Annotated in this window: 13 protein-coding genes; all 13 read left to right on the top strand. The window is 59.7% G+C overall.

Annotated features, from left to right (window positions below; genetic code table 11):
• The first annotated feature begins 47 nt into the window (after positions 1 to 47).
• The 13 genes from pta (at position 48) to ON14_RS12625 (ending at position 15,711) form a co-directional block, all read left to right on the top strand.
• A complete protein-coding gene (gene pta, locus ON14_RS12565; RefSeq protein WP_010205603.1) occupies positions 48 to 2,249 on the top strand; it encodes a phosphate acetyltransferase in 2,202 nt (733 codons plus the stop codon).
• The gene (locus ON14_RS12570) at positions 2,246 to 3,367 is read left to right on the top strand and encodes an acetate/propionate family kinase (protein ID WP_010205605.1); all 1,122 of its coding nucleotides are present in this window, start codon (positions 2,246 to 2,248) and stop codon (positions 3,365 to 3,367) included. The genes pta and ON14_RS12570 overlap by 4 nt, the downstream gene beginning before the upstream one ends.
• Positions 3,368 to 3,471: 104 nt before the next feature.
• Positions 3,472 to 5,757 carry a DNA polymerase III subunit gamma and tau gene (locus ON14_RS12575; protein WP_010205606.1) on the top strand — a complete coding sequence of 762 codons (2,286 nt, stop codon included), beginning with the start codon at positions 3,472 to 3,474 and terminating at the stop codon, positions 5,755 to 5,757.
• Between the two features lie 3 nt (positions 5,758 to 5,760).
• Positions 5,761 to 6,360 (top strand): recombination mediator RecR, encoded by a 600-nt coding sequence (gene recR / locus ON14_RS12580; protein WP_010205608.1) that lies wholly within the window; start codon positions 5,761 to 5,763, stop codon positions 6,358 to 6,360.
• Between the two features lie 93 nt (positions 6,361 to 6,453).
• Positions 6,454 to 7,719 (top strand): aspartate kinase, encoded by a 1,266-nt coding sequence (locus tag ON14_RS12585; RefSeq protein WP_010205610.1) that lies wholly within the window; start codon positions 6,454 to 6,456, stop codon positions 7,717 to 7,719.
• Between the two features lie 71 nt (positions 7,720 to 7,790).
• Positions 7,791 to 8,855: an aspartate-semialdehyde dehydrogenase gene (locus ON14_RS12590; RefSeq protein ID WP_010205612.1), complete on the top strand. Its 1,065-nt coding sequence runs from the start codon at positions 7,791 to 7,793 to the stop codon at positions 8,853 to 8,855.
• 40 nt (positions 8,856 to 8,895) lie between these two features.
• Positions 8,896 to 9,585 (top strand): SGNH/GDSL hydrolase family protein, encoded by a 690-nt coding sequence (locus tag ON14_RS12595; RefSeq protein WP_010205613.1) that lies wholly within the window; start codon positions 8,896 to 8,898, stop codon positions 9,583 to 9,585.
• Positions 9,586 to 9,675: 90 nt separating this feature from the next.
• On the top strand, positions 9,676 to 10,347 hold the full coding sequence (locus ON14_RS12600) for an SGNH/GDSL hydrolase family protein (RefSeq protein ID WP_010205614.1): 672 nt from the start codon (positions 9,676 to 9,678) through the stop codon (positions 10,345 to 10,347).
• A 20-nt stretch (positions 10,348 to 10,367) separates the two neighbouring features.
• Positions 10,368 to 11,843 carry a malate:quinone oxidoreductase gene (locus ON14_RS12605; protein WP_010205615.1) on the top strand — a complete coding sequence of 492 codons (1,476 nt, stop codon included), beginning with the start codon at positions 10,368 to 10,370 and terminating at the stop codon, positions 11,841 to 11,843.
• A 242-nt stretch (positions 11,844 to 12,085) separates the two neighbouring features.
• Entirely contained in the window at positions 12,086 to 13,225 is a 1,140-nt protein-coding gene (locus ON14_RS12610) for a sensor histidine kinase (RefSeq protein ID WP_192812275.1), read from the top strand.
• A complete protein-coding gene (locus ON14_RS12615; RefSeq protein WP_010205617.1) occupies positions 13,222 to 14,376 on the top strand; it encodes a hypothetical protein in 1,155 nt (384 codons plus the stop codon). Before ON14_RS12610 ends, ON14_RS12615 begins: the two co-directional genes overlap by 4 nt.
• Positions 14,363 to 15,046, top strand: coding sequence for a response regulator transcription factor (locus tag ON14_RS12620; RefSeq protein ID WP_010205620.1), 684 nt, complete (start codon positions 14,363 to 14,365; stop codon positions 15,044 to 15,046). The genes ON14_RS12615 and ON14_RS12620 overlap by 14 nt, the downstream gene beginning before the upstream one ends.
• A complete protein-coding gene (locus ON14_RS12625) occupies positions 15,046 to 15,711 on the top strand; it encodes a thymidine kinase (protein WP_010205621.1) in 666 nt (221 codons plus the stop codon). The genes ON14_RS12620 and ON14_RS12625 overlap by 1 nt, the downstream gene beginning before the upstream one ends.
• The last annotated feature ends 261 nt before the right edge of the window (positions 15,712 to 15,972 follow it).

Consider the following 15,972-nt stretch of genomic DNA (forward strand, 5'->3'; position numbering starts at 1 on the left):
GGCAATTTCTGCGGCGTACGTTCACCCTCTCGGCGTAGGCTGAAGTTGTGGCGCAGAATATCTACATCACTTCCATTGAGGGCCATGCTGGCAAGTCCACCATCGCCCTCGGTCTCCTTGACACGCTCAGTCGTGAAGCAAAACGTCTGGGGGTATTCCGGCCGGTAGCGCGCACGAGCGACGAGCGCGACTATGTGCTGGAGATGCTGCTCGGGCATGAGGCCGTGAACCTCAGCTACGACGATGCCGTTGGTGTTGGCTACGACGATGTTCACGCCGATCCCGAGTTAGCGCTCAGTCGCATCATCGAGCGTTTCAAAGCGGTCGAGGCGCAGTGTGACGTTGTCATAATTGTGGGTTCCGATTACACGGATGTCGGCAGCCCAACCGAACTCTCTTACAACGCGCGCGTCGCGGCGAACCTCGGCGCACCCGTACTCCTTGTTTTGGGTGGGCAGTCTGAGGAGGGCGAAAGCCGTAGCCCAGACGACATGGCTCAGGTGTACTCGATTGCGCATCAAGAATTGGTTGCCGCGCACGCGCAACTGGTCGGTGTTGTCGTCAATAGGTCTGACCCTAATCATCTGGTCGACATCGTTGCGGCGGTGAGTGCCGCCGTCGGTACAGATGCCCCTGTCTGGGCGATTCCGGAGGACCCGTTCCTTATCGCTCCGAGCCTTGGCTCGCTCTTAGCCGCGGTCAACGGTGAACTGCTCAAGGGTGATGAAGAGCTTTTGCAGCGCGAAGCCCTTGGCGTTGTTGTGGCCGGAATGACCATGGAGAATGTTCTCCTGCGATTGATTGAGGGGTCGGTCGTGGTGGTTGCTGGCGACCGCTCCGATGTGTTGTTGGCGACACTCATGGCGCACGCGTCAGAGACGTTCCCGTCGTTGGCGGGCATCATCCTCAACGGCGGTTTTGATTTGTTGCCGCAGATTGAGCGCCTGATGGATGGACTCGACGTCGCTCTGCCCGTCATTCGTACTTCGTTGGGAACGTACGACACCGCACGCATCATTACGAAGACGCGCGGGCGGTTGGCTGCCGAGTCTCCCCGCAAATTTGATACCGCGCTTGCGCTGTTTGAGCAGCATGTCGATGCCGCAGAACTACTTCGCCGTCTTCAGTTGAACCCGCCAACGGTGGTTACCCCACTCATGTTTGAGTATGGGTTGCTCGATCGTGCTCGCTCGCTTCCGCAGCGCATCGTGTTGCCAGAGGGCAACGATGACCGCATCCTCCGTGCATCCAGCACTCTGCTGCGCCGAGGGGTCGCGAAGCTCACCATTTTGGGTGACGAAGGCGAAGTGCGGGGGCGTGCGGCAGAGCTCGGCCTCGACATCTCGGCGGCGATCATCCTGAATCCGCTTGATGAAGAGCTGCGCAACAGGTTCGCCACCGAGTATGTGAAGTTGCGCGCCCACAAGGGAATGACCATGGAGGTCGCTCGTGACACGGTGACTGACGTCTCGTACTTCGGCACCATGATGGTGCACCTTGGGCTGGCCGACGGCATGGTGTCCGGTGCCGCGCATACGACGGCCCACACCATCCGCCCCAGCTTTGAAATTATCAAAACCAAGCCAGACGTGTCGATCGTGTCGAGCGTGTTTCTCATGTGTCTCGAAGACCGCGTGCTTGTCTATGGCGACTGTGCTGTGAACCCTGATCCGGATGCGGCCCAACTGGCCGATATCGCGATCTCGTCGGCCGCAACCGCAGCCCAGTTCGGCATCGAACAGCGCATCGCAATGCTGTCGTATTCCACCGGTGATTCCGGCAGCGGTGCGGATGTGGACAAGGTGCGAGCTGCCACGGTGCTTGTCGGCGAACGTCGCCCAGACCTTGCCGTCGACGGCCCAATCCAATACGACGCCGCTGTGGATGCTGCCGTCGGCAAATCAAAAATGCCTGACTCAGAGGTTGCCGGCCGTGCCACCGTGTTCATATTCCCCGACCTGAATACGGGTAACAACACGTACAAGGCCGTGCAGCGCAGTGCGGGTGCTGTGGCTATCGGGCCGGTGCTTCAGGGCCTTCGCAAACCCATCAACGATCTCTCACGTGGTGCCCTCGTGCAGGACATCGTGAACACCGTGGCGATTACGGCGATCCAGGCGCAGGCCGTCGCGGCAGAGACTGCTGCTCTTGCCGCAACCGGTGCTGCCGCCGCAACGGGTGCTGCTGCTGCCGCTGCCACCGGCGCCGAGTCAGCCGCCGAGTCAGCCACCGCAGGGGAGTCAGCGTGACAACCGTTTTCGTCGTGAACTCTGGTTCATCGTCAATCAAGTGGGAACTGCTGGATGCCGAATCCGGTTCCGTCTACAGCGGCGGCATTGTTGAACGCATCGGGGAACCCGGGGGAGGAGCCACCGACCACGACGACGGCATGCAGCAGATTCTTGCGGAGCTCGGGGGCGAGCATCCGGCCGTCGTCGGTCATCGGGTGGTGCATGGTGGGGCGGAGTTCACACAGGCGACGGTCATCACGGATGCTGTTGCGCAACGACTCGAAGAGATTTCGGTACTCGCGCCGCTGCATAATCCCGCCAATCTCAAGGGCATCCGTGCGGCGAGGGCAACATTTTCGACAGTGCCTCATGTCGCCATCTTCGATACTGCGTTTCACGGCACGCTGCCGCCGGCGGCCTATACCTACGCGATCGACACCGAGCTTGCGCAGACCCACGGTATCCGTCGCTACGGTTTTCACGGCACCTCGTATCGTTACGTTGCGGACCGTGCGGCGGCGATGCTGGGCAAGGATCTCGCCGATCTCAAGCTAATCGTGTTTCATCTCGGCAACGGTGCTTCGGTGTGTGCAATCGATGGCGGTCGCAGTATCGACACCTCTATGGGGATGACTCCGCTCGAGGGTTTGGTGATGGGAACCCGGTCTGGCGATATCGATCCGGGCGCCCTCTTTCACCTGGGCCGCGCCGGAATGGATCTCCCCGGTTTAGACCACCTGCTCAACCGCGAGAGCGGCCTGCTCGGCATGACGGGCACGGGAGACATGCGTGATGTGCAATCTGCCGCTGATGGCGGGGATGCCCGCGCGCAGGCGGCGCTCGCTGTCTACTACCACCGGCTGCGCCATTACCTCGGGGCGTACTTGATCGCGCTCGCCGGTGCTGACGCCGTGGTGTTCACGGCGGGCGTGGGGGAGAACAACGCCAATACGCGCCTCGCGACGGTAGCCGGTCTCGAAACATTCGGCATTGAGATGGATGTCGCGGCCAATGCCGCGGCGAACCGCAGCGAGCGTGTGGTGTCGGCCGCCGCTTCTCGCGTGACGGTTCTCGTGATCCCCACCAACGAAGAACTGCAAATAGCGAGAGAGTCCGTCGAAGCCTTAACTCGGTAAACCACTAGCTGCCACTCACACACCGGCTTCGAGAGCCCAGAAGTCGGCGGTCTGTTCGCTCTCCGCACGTTGGGAAGGTCAGCGGGCACGACTACGCTAGAGGCGTGGTTGCTGCCCTATATCGCCGATACCGGCCCGAGACTTTTGCTGAACTCATCGGGCAGTCGCAAGTGACGGATCCGCTGCGCACAGCGTTGCGCACCGATCGCGTCAATCATGCCTATCTCTTCAGTGGTCCTCGCGGTTGTGGCAAGACGACATCCGCCCGCATTCTTGCTCGCTGCCTGAACTGTGCTGAAGGCCCAACAGACACCCCCTGTGGCGTCTGCCCTTCGTGCGTTGAGCTATCGCGCGACGGCGGTGGGTCATTGGATGTCGTAGAAATTGACGCGGCAAGCCACAACGGTGTCGATGACGCCCGAGACTTGCGCGAGCGTGCTGTGTTTGCTCCGGCCCGCGACCGTTTCAAGATTTTCATTCTCGACGAAGCTCACATGGTGACGCCGCAGGGCTTCAACGCGATGCTCAAGATTGTTGAAGAGCCGCCGGAGCACGTGAAGTTCATTTTCGCGACCACCGAGCCTGACAAGGTGATTGGCACGATTCGTTCGCGCACCCACCACTATCCGTTCCGTTTGGTTCCGCCAGCACAAATGCTCGACTACGTTCAGCAGCTTTCTGAGAGCGAGAAGGTAGAAGTTGAGCCCGGCGTTCTCCCTCTTGTGGTTCGTGCTGGTGGGGGATCGGTGCGAGACACCCTCTCACTGCTCGACCAACTGATCGCCGGCTCTGAGACGACGATGGTCGGCTATGAGCGCGCCGTTGCGCTTCTCGGCTACACCCACGCCGAGTTGCTCGACGAAGTTATTGATGCCCTAGGTTCTGGCGATGCCGCCGCAGCGTTCTCGTCTGTTGACCGCGTCATCCAAACCGGCCAAGACCCTCGTCGATTCGTCGAAGACCTTCTTGAGCGGATGCGCGACCTCATCGTTGTGGCAGCCACCGCAACCAACGCGGCCTCCGTTTTGCGCGGCATTCCTCAAGACCAACTTGAGCGTATGGCGCAGCAGGCACACACTCTCGGCGCAGCCGAGCTCTCTCGTGCGGCGGATGTCGTCAATGCGGCGCTGTCAGACATGACTGGCGCTACTTCGCCACGACTGCATCTTGAACTAATGATTGCCCGCATTCTGGTGCCCGCAAGCGACAACACTCAACGTGGTGCCCTCGCCCGCGTTGAACGGCTTGAGCGTCGCATTGGCATCGAGGGTGACGGTCCGCTCGCGGCGATGCCTGCAGTCGTGCCGGGGCAATCACCCGCACCGGCTGTTGCTGCGCCAGTAGCGTCGCCTCCGTCGGCGCAACCGTCTGCGGCAAGCGCAGCACCTCGCGCCGAGTCCGCTCAGTCGGCCCCATCTGCTTCCGCTGCTTCCGCGAACGAAACGCCGTCGTCTGGGTCGCAACTCTCCACCCCCGCAGCGGCGCCGCGCACCACTCCGGTCTCAATTCAGCAGGTCAAAGACTCGTGGCCAGAAATTCTTGACGTCGTTCAGAAACTCAAGCGCACCGCCTGGATGGTCGTCTTCACGGCCAAGCCGCTCGAACTGCGTGATGACAAAATTTTGGTGCTTTCGTTCCCGAGCGAGCGTGACGTCGAAGCGCTCAAACAGCGCAGTGCGCCCGGCGAAGGTGTCGGCGACTACCTCAAGAAAGCGTTTGTGCATGTGCTCGGCTTCGAGCCAGCACTCATGGCGCGCGTAGAAGGCAATTCCACTGCACCACCGGCAAGCCCGGCAAGCCCGCCGAGCCTGCCAAGCGAACCAGTGAGTCAGTCTGCTGCTCAGCCAGCGGATGCTCCCACAGATGAACCGCGCGATGCCGCGCCCCCGGCGACAGTGCCGCGCGATGCCGCTCCCCAGCCGACAGCGCCGCGCGATGCCGCTCCCCAAACCTCTGCCGCGCAGGGGCGACCCTCGCAGTCAGCTGCACCCGCAGTCGATGAGGGTCCCGAGCCTGAGGAGCCTGCGCCGGCCGAGGACCGCGAGCCCGGCGGATGGGCTGTAGCGGCCATCCCCGAATCCGAGCCAGAACCCGAAGCTGACCCCGCAGCAGCACGCGGTGGCGCTGCCGCCCAACGTTCCGCTAAGGAACAGGCGCAGCAAGCCCAGCAGGTGGCGAAGAAGCCCACGGCCGACCGGCTGGCCGAAGCGGCAGCCGCCGCGCCCCCAGCTCCGCCAGAGTCGCTGGCCAAAGTAGCAATGTCGGCAACGGCCGCACAAATGGATCGTTCGCGTTATGGAGAGTCAGTGGTTCGTGAGCTGCTGAACGCAACGTTCATTGAAGAAGAGCAGGTTGCGCCGCGAGTGACACCCCAGCCAAGAGACGAGTAACCCGTGTACGACGGAATTGTTCAAGAACTGATCGACGAACTCGGTCGCCTTCCCGGCATCGGCCCTAAGTCTGCCCAGCGCATCGCGTTTCACATTTTGCAGACCGAAAGTTTCGACGTGCGTCGACTCGCCGAGCTACTTAACGACATCCGCGACAAAGTGCACTTTTGCGCAATCTGCGGCAACGTCACCGAGCACGACACGTGCTCGATTTGCCGTGACCCGCGCCGCTCTCCCACCACAATCTGTGTCGTCGAAGAGGCAAAAGACGTCGTCGCCATCGAGCGCACTCGCGAATTCCACGGGCTGTATCATGTACTTGGTGGAGCTATCAGCCCCATCGACGGAATCGGCCCCGACCAGTTGCGCATCAAGCAGCTCTTGGGCCGGTTGGCTGACGGTGTCGTCACAGAAGTCATCATCGCGACCGACCCCAATCTCGAAGGTGAAGCAACCGCTACCTATCTGACGCGGCTTCTGATTCAGCCCAATCTTCGAATTTCGCGCCTCGCATCGGGTCTTCCGGTCGGTGGAGATTTGGAATATGCCGATGAAGTCACGCTTGGGCGGGCCTTCGAAGGCCGCCGAACCGTCGAAAACTAGCGCTTCCCGTAACGAACTTAGCGGGGAGTGCACGCACCGTTAGACTCGCACTTTGGGCAGCATCCGCCCGCTAAAAACCGCTTCAGGAGAACAATGAGCCTCATCGTTCAGAAGTTCGGTGGCTCATCCGTTGCCGACGCTGAGAGTATTAAGCGCGTCGCAAAGCGCATCGTCGAAACCCGCAAAGCGGGAAACGATGTTGTCGTAGTCGTCTCGGCAATGGGCGATACCACTGACGAACTCTTCGACCTCGCCGCTCAAGTTGTGCCGGTTCCGGCCGGTCGCGAACTTGACATGCTGTTGACCGCTGGCGAACGAATCTCGATGGCGCTGTTGGCGATGTCGATCAAAAGTTTGGGCGTCGATGCCCGCAGCTATACGGGTAGCCAGGCTGGAATGGTCACGGATGCTCAGCACGGTGCAGCACGCATCGTTGAGGTGTCCCCGCGGCGCGTTCGCGAAGCTCTCGACGATGGTGCAATCGCCATCGTCGCTGGTTTCCAAGGCTTCAACCGGGGTACCGGCGATATTACGACGCTCGGTCGTGGCGGTTCAGACACCACAGCAGTCGCTCTCGCTGCCGCCCTGGGCGCGCAAACTTGCGAAATCTACACCGATGTTGACGGTATTTTTTCGGCAGACCCTCGCATCGTGAAATCGGCCCGCAAGGTCAACACTGTAACGAGCGAAGAAATGTTAGAGCTTGCTGCAGCCGGCGCAAAAGTACTTGATGTGCGTGCGGTGGAATATGCGCGCCGGCACGGGGTAACAATTCACGTGCGGTCGTCGTTCAATAACAACACGGGCACGTTAGTGGTCAATCCGAAAGATGGAGAGAGCGTGGAAGAAGCAATCATCACCGGTGTCGCGGCCGATCTGAGCGAAGCAAAGATCACCGTCGTCGGCGTTCCTGACGTGCCAGGTAAGGCGGCTCAGATCTTCACGATTGTGGCCTCGGCCGATGCCAACATCGACATGATCGTTCAGAACGTTTCTGCGGCATCCACGGGTCGAACCGACATTTCGTTCACTCTGAAAAAGTCGGATGCCGAAGATGTGCTGCGTGCGCTGACCTTCCGTCAAGAAGAAGTTGGCTTCGAGTCGCTGCAGCACGATGATCAGATCGGCAAGCTTTCGGTCGTTGGTGGCGGTATGCGCACCAACGCGGGAGTTTCTGCGCGACTGTTTACTGCGCTGTTCGAGGCGGGCATCAACATGGAAATGATCTCCACAAGTGAGATTCGTATTTCGGTGGTGACGCGGGCCGACACTGTTGCTGAGGCTGTGCGTGTTGTTCACACAGCATTCGGGCTTGATGGTGAAGAAGAGGCTGTTGTTCACGGTGGCACTGGCCGCTAAGCGTTCGCAGTTTCGGTATATTCACGGTTCGGCGCTAGGGTGGCGAACACAAAACTTAGGTAGAGGGTCTCATGGGTAACGCGGGCGTCCGTATTGGTGTTGTTGGTGCGACAGGGCAGGTTGGTGCTGTGGTGCGCCGTCTGCTCGAGGAGCGCGACTTTCCGGTAGCGGAGATTCGTTTCTTCGCCTCAGCGCGTAGCGCAGGCACCACGTTGCCGTTCAAGGGTGAGCAGATCACTGTTGAAGACGCGTCCATTGCTGATCCCGCCGGGCTCGACATCGCGGTTTTTTCGGCCGGTGCCACAACGTCATTGGCTCAAGCGCCGCGCTTTGCCGCTGCCGGTGTCACAGTCATCGACAACTCGTCGGGCTGGCGCATGGACCCTGAGGTTCCCCTCGTGGTGAGCGAGGTGAACCCGCACGCGATCGACCAGGCCGTGAAGGGCATCATCGCGAATCCCAACTGCACCACCATGGCCGCAATGCCGGTACTGAAGGTTCTGGATGCCGAAGCTGGTCTCGAGCGCTTGATCGTCAGCACCTACCAGGCTGTGTCTGGCGCGGGCCTCGCCGGGGGCGAAGAACTGCTGGAGCAGGCCGCTGCTGCGGTGGCACAGAACACGATCGGTCTTGTCGAAGACGGCGGGGCCGTCACGATGCCGGCGCCGAACAAATTCCCCAAGAACATTGCTTTCAATGTTGTTCCGCTCGCGGGAAGCATTGTTGACGACGGTCTCAATGAGACTGATGAAGAGAAGAAGCTGCGCAACGAGAGCCGTAAGATTCTCGAACTTCCTGGCCTGCTCGTGAGTGGCACGTGCGTGCGCGTTCCCGTCTTTACCGGGCACTCGCTGTCGATCAACGTGGAGTTTGCCAAGCCCTTGAGCCCCGCGCGGGCAACGGAACTGTTGGCGGATGCTCCAGGGGTCAGCCTCAGCGACATCCCGACGCCCCTTGATGCTGCTGGTGCCGACCCCAGCTTTGTGGGTCGAATTCGCGCCGACGAGGGCGTGCCCAATGGCCGCGGACTTGCGCTGTTCATCAGCAATGACAACCTTCGCAAGGGTGCAGCGCTCAATGCGGTGCAGATCGCTGAGCTCGTCGCAGCGAAAGTAACCGCAAAGGTTTCGGCGTAGCGGAAGCAGTTTTCCGCCGCAGTCGTACAGAATTCTCGATATGAAGTTCGACGCTCTTGCTCGTACCGTCATGGCAACCGTGGTGGTCGCCGCCACACTCGGGCTTGCCGCGTGCGCGAGCGCTGTGGCGTCAGATGGGCCCGTCTTTGTTGCGGCCGCGGACTCCGATGGTCCCCGAGTTGCTTTCTATGGAGATTCCTACACTCGAGGAACGGGGGCGACAGACCCAAGTTTGCGGTGGTCGACAGTCCTTAGCGGGCAGCACGGGTGGAGCGAGTTCAACCCGAGCGTCAGTGGCTTAGGGTTCATGAGAAATCGCACGCTATTTGGCGAAGGTGATCTTCCCGGTCTCATCATTGCTGACGACCCGGACGTGGTCATTGTGTCGCTGGGGCTCAACGACAATTTCACTTTCGACGCGTACTCCGACGAACTTCCGGGCCAAATCTTAAGCGACTTCGAGCGCTTGTCGTTAGGGTTGCCGAACACCAGACTCATTGTCGTTGAGCCGTTTTGGTATAAGACTGAACGCCCGGCGTCCGTCGATGTGATCATCTCGTGGGTGCGCGATGCGGCGCTCGCCGTCGACGCGGACTACATTTCTGGCGCTTCATACTGGCTTTCCGCGCATCCGGAGTGGATATCTAATGACAATCTTCACCCCAATGACGCCGGACACGCGGTGATTGCCGCTCAAATGGATCGGGCCCTTCGCGCATTAAACCTCTAGCCACAGTTGCGGAGGTGATGCTTCAGGCCCCAGGCCCCAGCGCCTCCTTGCAAGAGCAATCGCTCGCGCCGCTCGCACCGAACTCTGTATATGAAGTTCGATTCAGTAGCCCGTACGATCGCCGCCACCGTTCTGGTCGCCGCGACCCTAGGCTTGGCTGCGTGCAGCAGCACACCACCGGTGGCGCCCCGTGATCCTGACGCGACTCGCGTTGCCTTCTATGGGGATTCCTACACGCTCGGAACAGGTGCCTCGGCAGCAGCTAACCGCTGGTCGACGGTGGTCAGCGAAGAACGAGGGTGGAGTGAGTTCAACCCGAGCGTTAACGGCCTGGGGTTCATCAACAATCGCAGCGTCTTCGGCGATGGTGATCTGCCCAGCATGGTCATCGCCGATGACCCCGACATCGTGTTCGTCACGATGGGGCTCAACGACAACTTCAGTTTCGGTTCCCGGGCTGCCGACATCCGGGCTCAGATCACGGCGGACTTTGACCGGCTGACAGCGGCGCTTCCGGATGCCCGCTTCATTGTGGTTGAGCCTTTTTGGTACACCGATGAGCGCCCCGCTTCAGTCGACACGATCATCGCTTGGGTGAAAGAGGCGGCCTCCGATATCGGTGCCGACTACATTCCCGGGGCTTCGCACTGGATCGAAGGCCACCCGGAGTGGATGGCCAGTGACGGGCTGCACCCCAACGATGATGGGTACGCGGCGATGGCGACCCAGATGGATCAGGCACTTCGCACTTTGGGCCTCTAGCAGACGGCTAAAGTGGAGTTGTGAATAAAACCGTCGACGTCGCTCTCATCGGCGGCGGAATCATGAGTGCCACTCTGGGAACGCTGCTCCGCAAATTGCAGCCTGACTGGGATATTCAGATCTTCGAGCGGTTGGGCGACCTCGCCCAAGAGAGCTCGAATCCCTGGAACAACGCTGGCACCGGACATTCCGCGCTGTGTGAATTGAACTACACCCCCCAAAAGAGCGATGGCTCGATCGAGATTTCGAGTGCGGTGAAGGTAAATGAGCAGTTCCAGGTGTCGCGCCAGTTCTGGTCTCACCTCGTGGCTGACGGTTCTCTGCCAGAGCCGAGCTCGTTCATCAACCCCACCCCGCACATGAGTTTTGTCTGGGGCGAGACCAACGTCGAGTACTTGCGCAAGCGCTTCGAGGCACTTAAAGATCACCCGCTGTTCGCTGGTATGGAGTACAGCGAAGACCCCGCCGTCATTCACGGCTGGGCGCCTCTCATGATGCCGGGCCGACGCAAGTCTGAGCCTGTTGCTGCTACCTTCATTCCGTCCGGAACCGATGTTGACTTCGGTGCACTCTCGCATTTCATGGTCAACAATTTGGTGGAAACGGGAGCCCAGCTCAACACCGGCATAGTCGTCACAAATCTTACGAAACAGCGTGATGGACTGTGGAAGGTCAAGCTGCGTCATGACGTCGGTGGCACTCCGGTTGAGCCTGTTACTGCCCGTTTTGTTTTCGTCGGCGCTGGTGGTTATGCGCTCAATTTGCTGCAGAAATCTGGCATCAAAGAGATCCGCGGTTTTGGCGGGTTCCCTGTCAGCGGCGAGTTCTTGCGCACTGACAACCCGGAGATCGTGGCCGCGCACAGCGCCAAGGTCTACGGCAAGGCTGCAGTCGGTTCGCCGCCGATGTCGGTTCCGCACCTCGACCTTCGAGTGGTCGAGGGTCAGGGCAGCCTCATGTTTGGTCCGTATGCCGGATTCAGCCCCAAGTTCTTAAAAACCGGCTCAGTTCTCGACTTGTTCGCGTCCATTCGCTGGCACAATCTGTTCCCCATGGTTGCCGCGGGACTCAGCAACTTGTCGCTTGTGAAATATTTGGCCGGCCAACTGATGGCAAGCCCCGAGACGAAGTTCGCCGAGCTCAAGCAATTCGTTCCGAATGCTAAGCCCGAAGACTGGTACCGCATCACCGCCGGTCAACGCGTTCAAGTGATGAAGAAGGACTCCAAAAAGATTGGTGTGCTTCAGTTCGGCACCGAAGTTGTGTCTTCCGCTGATGGCAGCATCGCCGGACTCCTTGGGGCATCGCCTGGAGCATCCACGGCTGTTCCGATCATGCTGGGTCTTGTCGAGAAGTGCTTCCCTGAGCGAATGGCTGACTGGCGTCCAAAGATCGAGAAAATGATCCCGAGCTTTGGCCAGCAGCTTTCCGACTCACCCGAGCTTGCGCAAGCAACTCTCGAGCGCACGGCGCAGGCACTGAAGATTCACCCGTAGCAACTAGTCCTCGCTCTGCGAGGCATTCTTCGTGACGTCACGTACCCCGGCAATGGGGTACGTGACGTACCCCGATTGTTGTCATACTGGTGAGAACGTGGCCAGACGGTAGAGGGGGAGTTCAGATGTCGATTGGACTGCCTGCTCACCTGCGCAAAGAAAGCGTTACGCGCGCGTTCTCGCGGACAATAAATACAGTCTCTCTCGTCTGTTTCTCGTTGGCTTTAGCTGGCGTGATAACCATGGAAGCCGGCGACGCTAACATCACGCTGTGGCCAGCGGCGCTGGCCGTAGTACCCATGCTCCTAACGGTGTGGTTGGTCAACCGCTACCGCACAGCGTTCTTCACGGTCGCGCACATTGTGATCGGCGGGCCAGCAGTCTATTGGTTCGTGCTCACGGTGGCTTCTGAAATACGGCCGTTGGGTGGGGTGGGCGAGTACCTCATCACCCTCCCCACAATCGCACTCATGCTTATTGGCGGCTCGGGCCGCAGCGTGGTGTGGAGCATCGCATGGTGCACCGTCGGGCTTGCCGTTGCGCAGAGCGCCGTGGCTTTGGCATCGTGGCAGGTGCTGGGCTACACGGCTGTTCCGTCTACTGTGTTCGCCGTCTACGTTGCCGTGATTGTCGTGCTGGTCACTCTCCGGCTCAGCCAGCGGGGGGTTCGTCGGGTGCAGTCGCGCCTCCATCGTGCTGCTCGTGACAACGAGCTTGCCGACCTTCGCTATGGCATTGAAGCGACGTCTGCTGCGGTGATGCACGACACCGTACTTGGCCACCTCGCAGCGATTGCTAACGCTCCGTATGGAGCTATGAGCCCGCAACTTCAGCGCGAGATTGAACGTGACCTCGATGTGTTGGTTGGGGAGGAGTGGCTCTCTGAGTCCGCGACCGACACCGACACTGGCGTTCGCGACGATTGGCAAAACAGCTCGCTCCTGGTGGCGATCTCCGAAGCTCGAGCGCTGGGCCTCACGGTTGAACTGACAGGTGATCTGTCTGCGCTTTCCGGACTGGATGCTGGCGGTGCTGCAGCGCTCGGTCCAGCGGTCAAGCAGTGCTTAGTAAATGTCGTCAAGCATTCGGGCACTATGCAGGCGGAGGTAGCGATTTTTGCGTCGGAAGACGAAGTCAGTGTGCTCGTCGTTGACGCCGGCAAAGGATTTGATGAAGCAGAGACCGGGGCCGACCGTCTTGGTCTCCGGCAGTCAGTTCGTCGTCGAATTGAACAAGTCTCCGGTGCGGTGCAACTGTGGTCGACGCCGGGACTTGGCACATCGGTAATGATTCGTATTCCGACCGGTGCGAGTAAGCAGCGGGATGCAAGTGCGCAGCTCGCAGCGAGTGCAGGCATCGAATCGAGCATCGAGGTCGAATGAGCGCCGCAACGGAATCCGTAACAATCCAGCAGCTCGATCCTTTGGGCACTCTCGATGGTCGCCCCGTGAGCGTGGCATCCGCGTTCGGCATATTCGCATTAGCAACCGTGATGACGTTCCTGCATTCGCAAATTATCGTTCATCTGTGGATGGCTGGCGCCTCCTTAATGTTGATTGGGACTGCCACGGCACTGATGATTTTTGCCACCGGCCCTTTGCGCGCGCCCTTCAGCGGTGAGATGCACGCTGTCGTGATTGGGCTCCTCATCATGGCTTATGCGCTGAGTTCTGCCGCGTTGGGAAGTGGGGGCTCAATGAAAACCGATATTTGGGCACCTCTCATTATCGGTATCGCATGTATGGCGCTGGCCCCGTACCGTCCGGTGGTGGAACTTGTCGCGGCAGGGGTGACGGCCTCCATCTTCGTCGGATTCGTGGCTCTCGTGTCGTACTCAGTTTCGCGCCTTGATGCCCCCGCAATGATCGTGATTTTGGCCGCAATGACACCGGTGCTAACAATGTCGCTCGGTGGCAGCGCGTTTGCCTTCTCTCTCGCCAAGACTCATGTGCGCTGGGAGTTTCGCGCTCGTCGTGCTGCGCGGCGTCAGTTGGACCGAGAGCAAGTGAGTGTTGCGCGCTCGGTGCAACAAGACCGAGTGACGATTCTCAACCGCGATGTTGTGCCACTGTTCGTTGACATAACTCAGCGAGGGATCATCTCGCCCGATGACCGTGCTCGGGCTGCTCAGTATTCGGAGTCGATTCGCGAGCTCATGGTCACAGAGCTCAACCGCAGTTGGCTCGAATCTGTGGTGGCGAATTCTTTCGGTGCGCTCGATGACGGTAACCGCGTTCAGGATCCACACCGACTCGCAGCAGCGATGACCTCGTCGCAGCGCACGGCGTTGAGGGCGGCCGTGTTGGCTGTGGCTAACGGTGATGAACTTGATCCCGAGAGTGTGCGCTTGGTAATTGAGAAGACTGCTACCGGAGCGACGATCATCGTTACTGGCACGGTCACGTCATCGGAATCATCTTGGCGTTCGTCACTTGCCCCCTATCTTGCCGTTCTTCGCGTGGTTTTCACTGGACTTCGTATTTCGTATCGCTCACCCTCATTGATTGTTAGGTTCACTTATGACACCCCCTGAATCCCGCCTCAGCGCGCATCTCGGCGATCGTGCGCCCATCCGGCTCGCCATCCTGGATGATCATGAAGTGTTGCTCGACAGCCTCAATAGCTGGATCACTAACAACGCTCCCGATTTCGATGTTGTGCTCACGGCAAGCACGTGGCTTCAACTTGTGCACAGCGACCGCTTTCCCACCGAGTTGGTCTTTCTCGACTTCCAGTTGAAGGAGCCGGTGTCGATCGAGGCTCGGGTTCGCACGTGTCGTGCCGCCGGGGCAAAGGTCATCGTTCTTTCGAGTCTGGACAGCCGGGAAGCCCGTGAACGAGCTCTTTCTGCTGGGGCTGCCACCTTCCTCTCGAAGGCGTTACCAATGCACGAGGTTATGGATGCTGCTCGTCACATCATGGGGGTGCAAGCCGAGGGCGGGGCTCAGCTTGACTGGCGCCCGCTACCCTCAGGCTCGGCCGACCAATCCAAGCCGAAACTCAGCGCTGGAGAAGCGGATGCTCTCACGCTTTACGCTTCGGGGCTCAGCACGCCTCAAGTCGCCGAGAGAATGAACGTGCAATATGAGACCGCAAAGACGTATCTTCGTAGGGTGCGTGAAAAATACGCAAAAGCTAACCGCCCGGCAAGTAAAAAGGCTGACCTGATTCGCCGGGCCGCTGAGGATGGATTTCTACGCTGATGAGCAAACTCTATTTCCGCTACGGAGCGATGAACAGCGGCAAGAGCACCGCGCTGCTGCAGGCGGCTTATAACTATGAGGAACGCGACCAGCAGGTTCTTTTGGCGAAACCCCACATCGATACCAAGGGCGATAGCGCCATAATTTCTCGCCTCGGGGTCACTCGCCAGGTAGATTTCACCATCGCACCCAATGATGATGTTTATGAGGTCTTCGCGCGCGAGCGAGCACGAGTATTCGAGAAGACTGGTTCGCCGGTGAGCTGCCTGCTGGTCGATGAGGCCCAGTTCTTTAGCGAAGCACAGGTTGATGACCTGCTGCGCATTGCGATCGTTGAGAGGGTGCCTGTGCTTGCTTACGGCATCCGTACCGACTTCCAGACGGTCGCTTTTCCGGGCAGCCGACGTTTGTTGGAGATTGCGCACTCCCTTGAAGAACTCAAGACGATTTGCCGCTGTGGCCGCAAGGCCGTCTTCAACGCGAGAACCGTGGGTGGTGAATTTATCTTTGATGGTGACCAAGTCGCCATCGATGGGGTGGATGTTGGCTACCAGTCGCTCTGCGGTGCGTGCTATCTCGAGGAGAGCGGCGGCGTTCTCAATAGCGGCTGGCGTCCCAAGATCGAGTTCAGCTATGGGAGTGCGCCTGACGCCGACTTTGCCTAAGAGAGACCGCGGCTCATTCGAACCGAACTCGCGAGCGAGTTAACGACTAAACGCCTTCCCGAAGGAAGGCGTTTAGTCGTCTCTGTCGCGCTGCAGATTGCAGTACAACCGAGTTAACTGTCGGGGTAGCGGTGTGTTCGTTCAGGACATAGGAAACGCATCTCTCGGGACATGGGAAACTTCTCAGCCACGATCAGAGTGTGTCCAAAGCCAAGCTCGTCATCACTGCCGTCACCCTCGAGGGTCGAACCCAAGCCGAAG

The organism is Salinibacterium sp. PAMC 21357 (assembly GCF_000247645.1).
GTDB lineage: Bacteria > Actinomycetota > Actinomycetes > Actinomycetales > Microbacteriaceae > Rhodoglobus.

Bases quoted from the DNA above. Each gene is read 5' to 3' on its own strand.
- ON14_RS12585 (WP_010205610.1), top strand. From the start codon at position 6,454: ATGAGCCTCATCGTTCAGAAGTTCGGTGGCTCATCCGTTGCCGACGCT.
- ON14_RS12590 (WP_010205612.1), top strand. From the start codon at position 7,791: ATGGGTAACGCGGGCGTCCGTATTGGTGTTGTTGGTGCGACAGGGCAG.
- ON14_RS12595 (WP_010205613.1), top strand. From the start codon at position 8,896: ATGAAGTTCGACGCTCTTGCTCGTACCGTCATGGCAACCGTGGTGGTC.
- ON14_RS12600 (WP_010205614.1), top strand. From the start codon at position 9,676: ATGAAGTTCGATTCAGTAGCCCGTACGATCGCCGCCACCGTTCTGGTC.
- ON14_RS12610 (WP_192812275.1), top strand. From the start codon at position 12,086: ATGGAAGCCGGCGACGCTAACATCACGCTGTGGCCAGCGGCGCTGGCC.
- ON14_RS12615 (WP_010205617.1), top strand. From the start codon at position 13,222: ATGAGCGCCGCAACGGAATCCGTAACAATCCAGCAGCTCGATCCTTTG.
- ON14_RS12620 (WP_010205620.1), top strand. From the start codon at position 14,363: ATGACACCCCCTGAATCCCGCCTCAGCGCGCATCTCGGCGATCGTGCG.
- ON14_RS12625 (WP_010205621.1), top strand. From the start codon at position 15,046: ATGAGCAAACTCTATTTCCGCTACGGAGCGATGAACAGCGGCAAGAGC.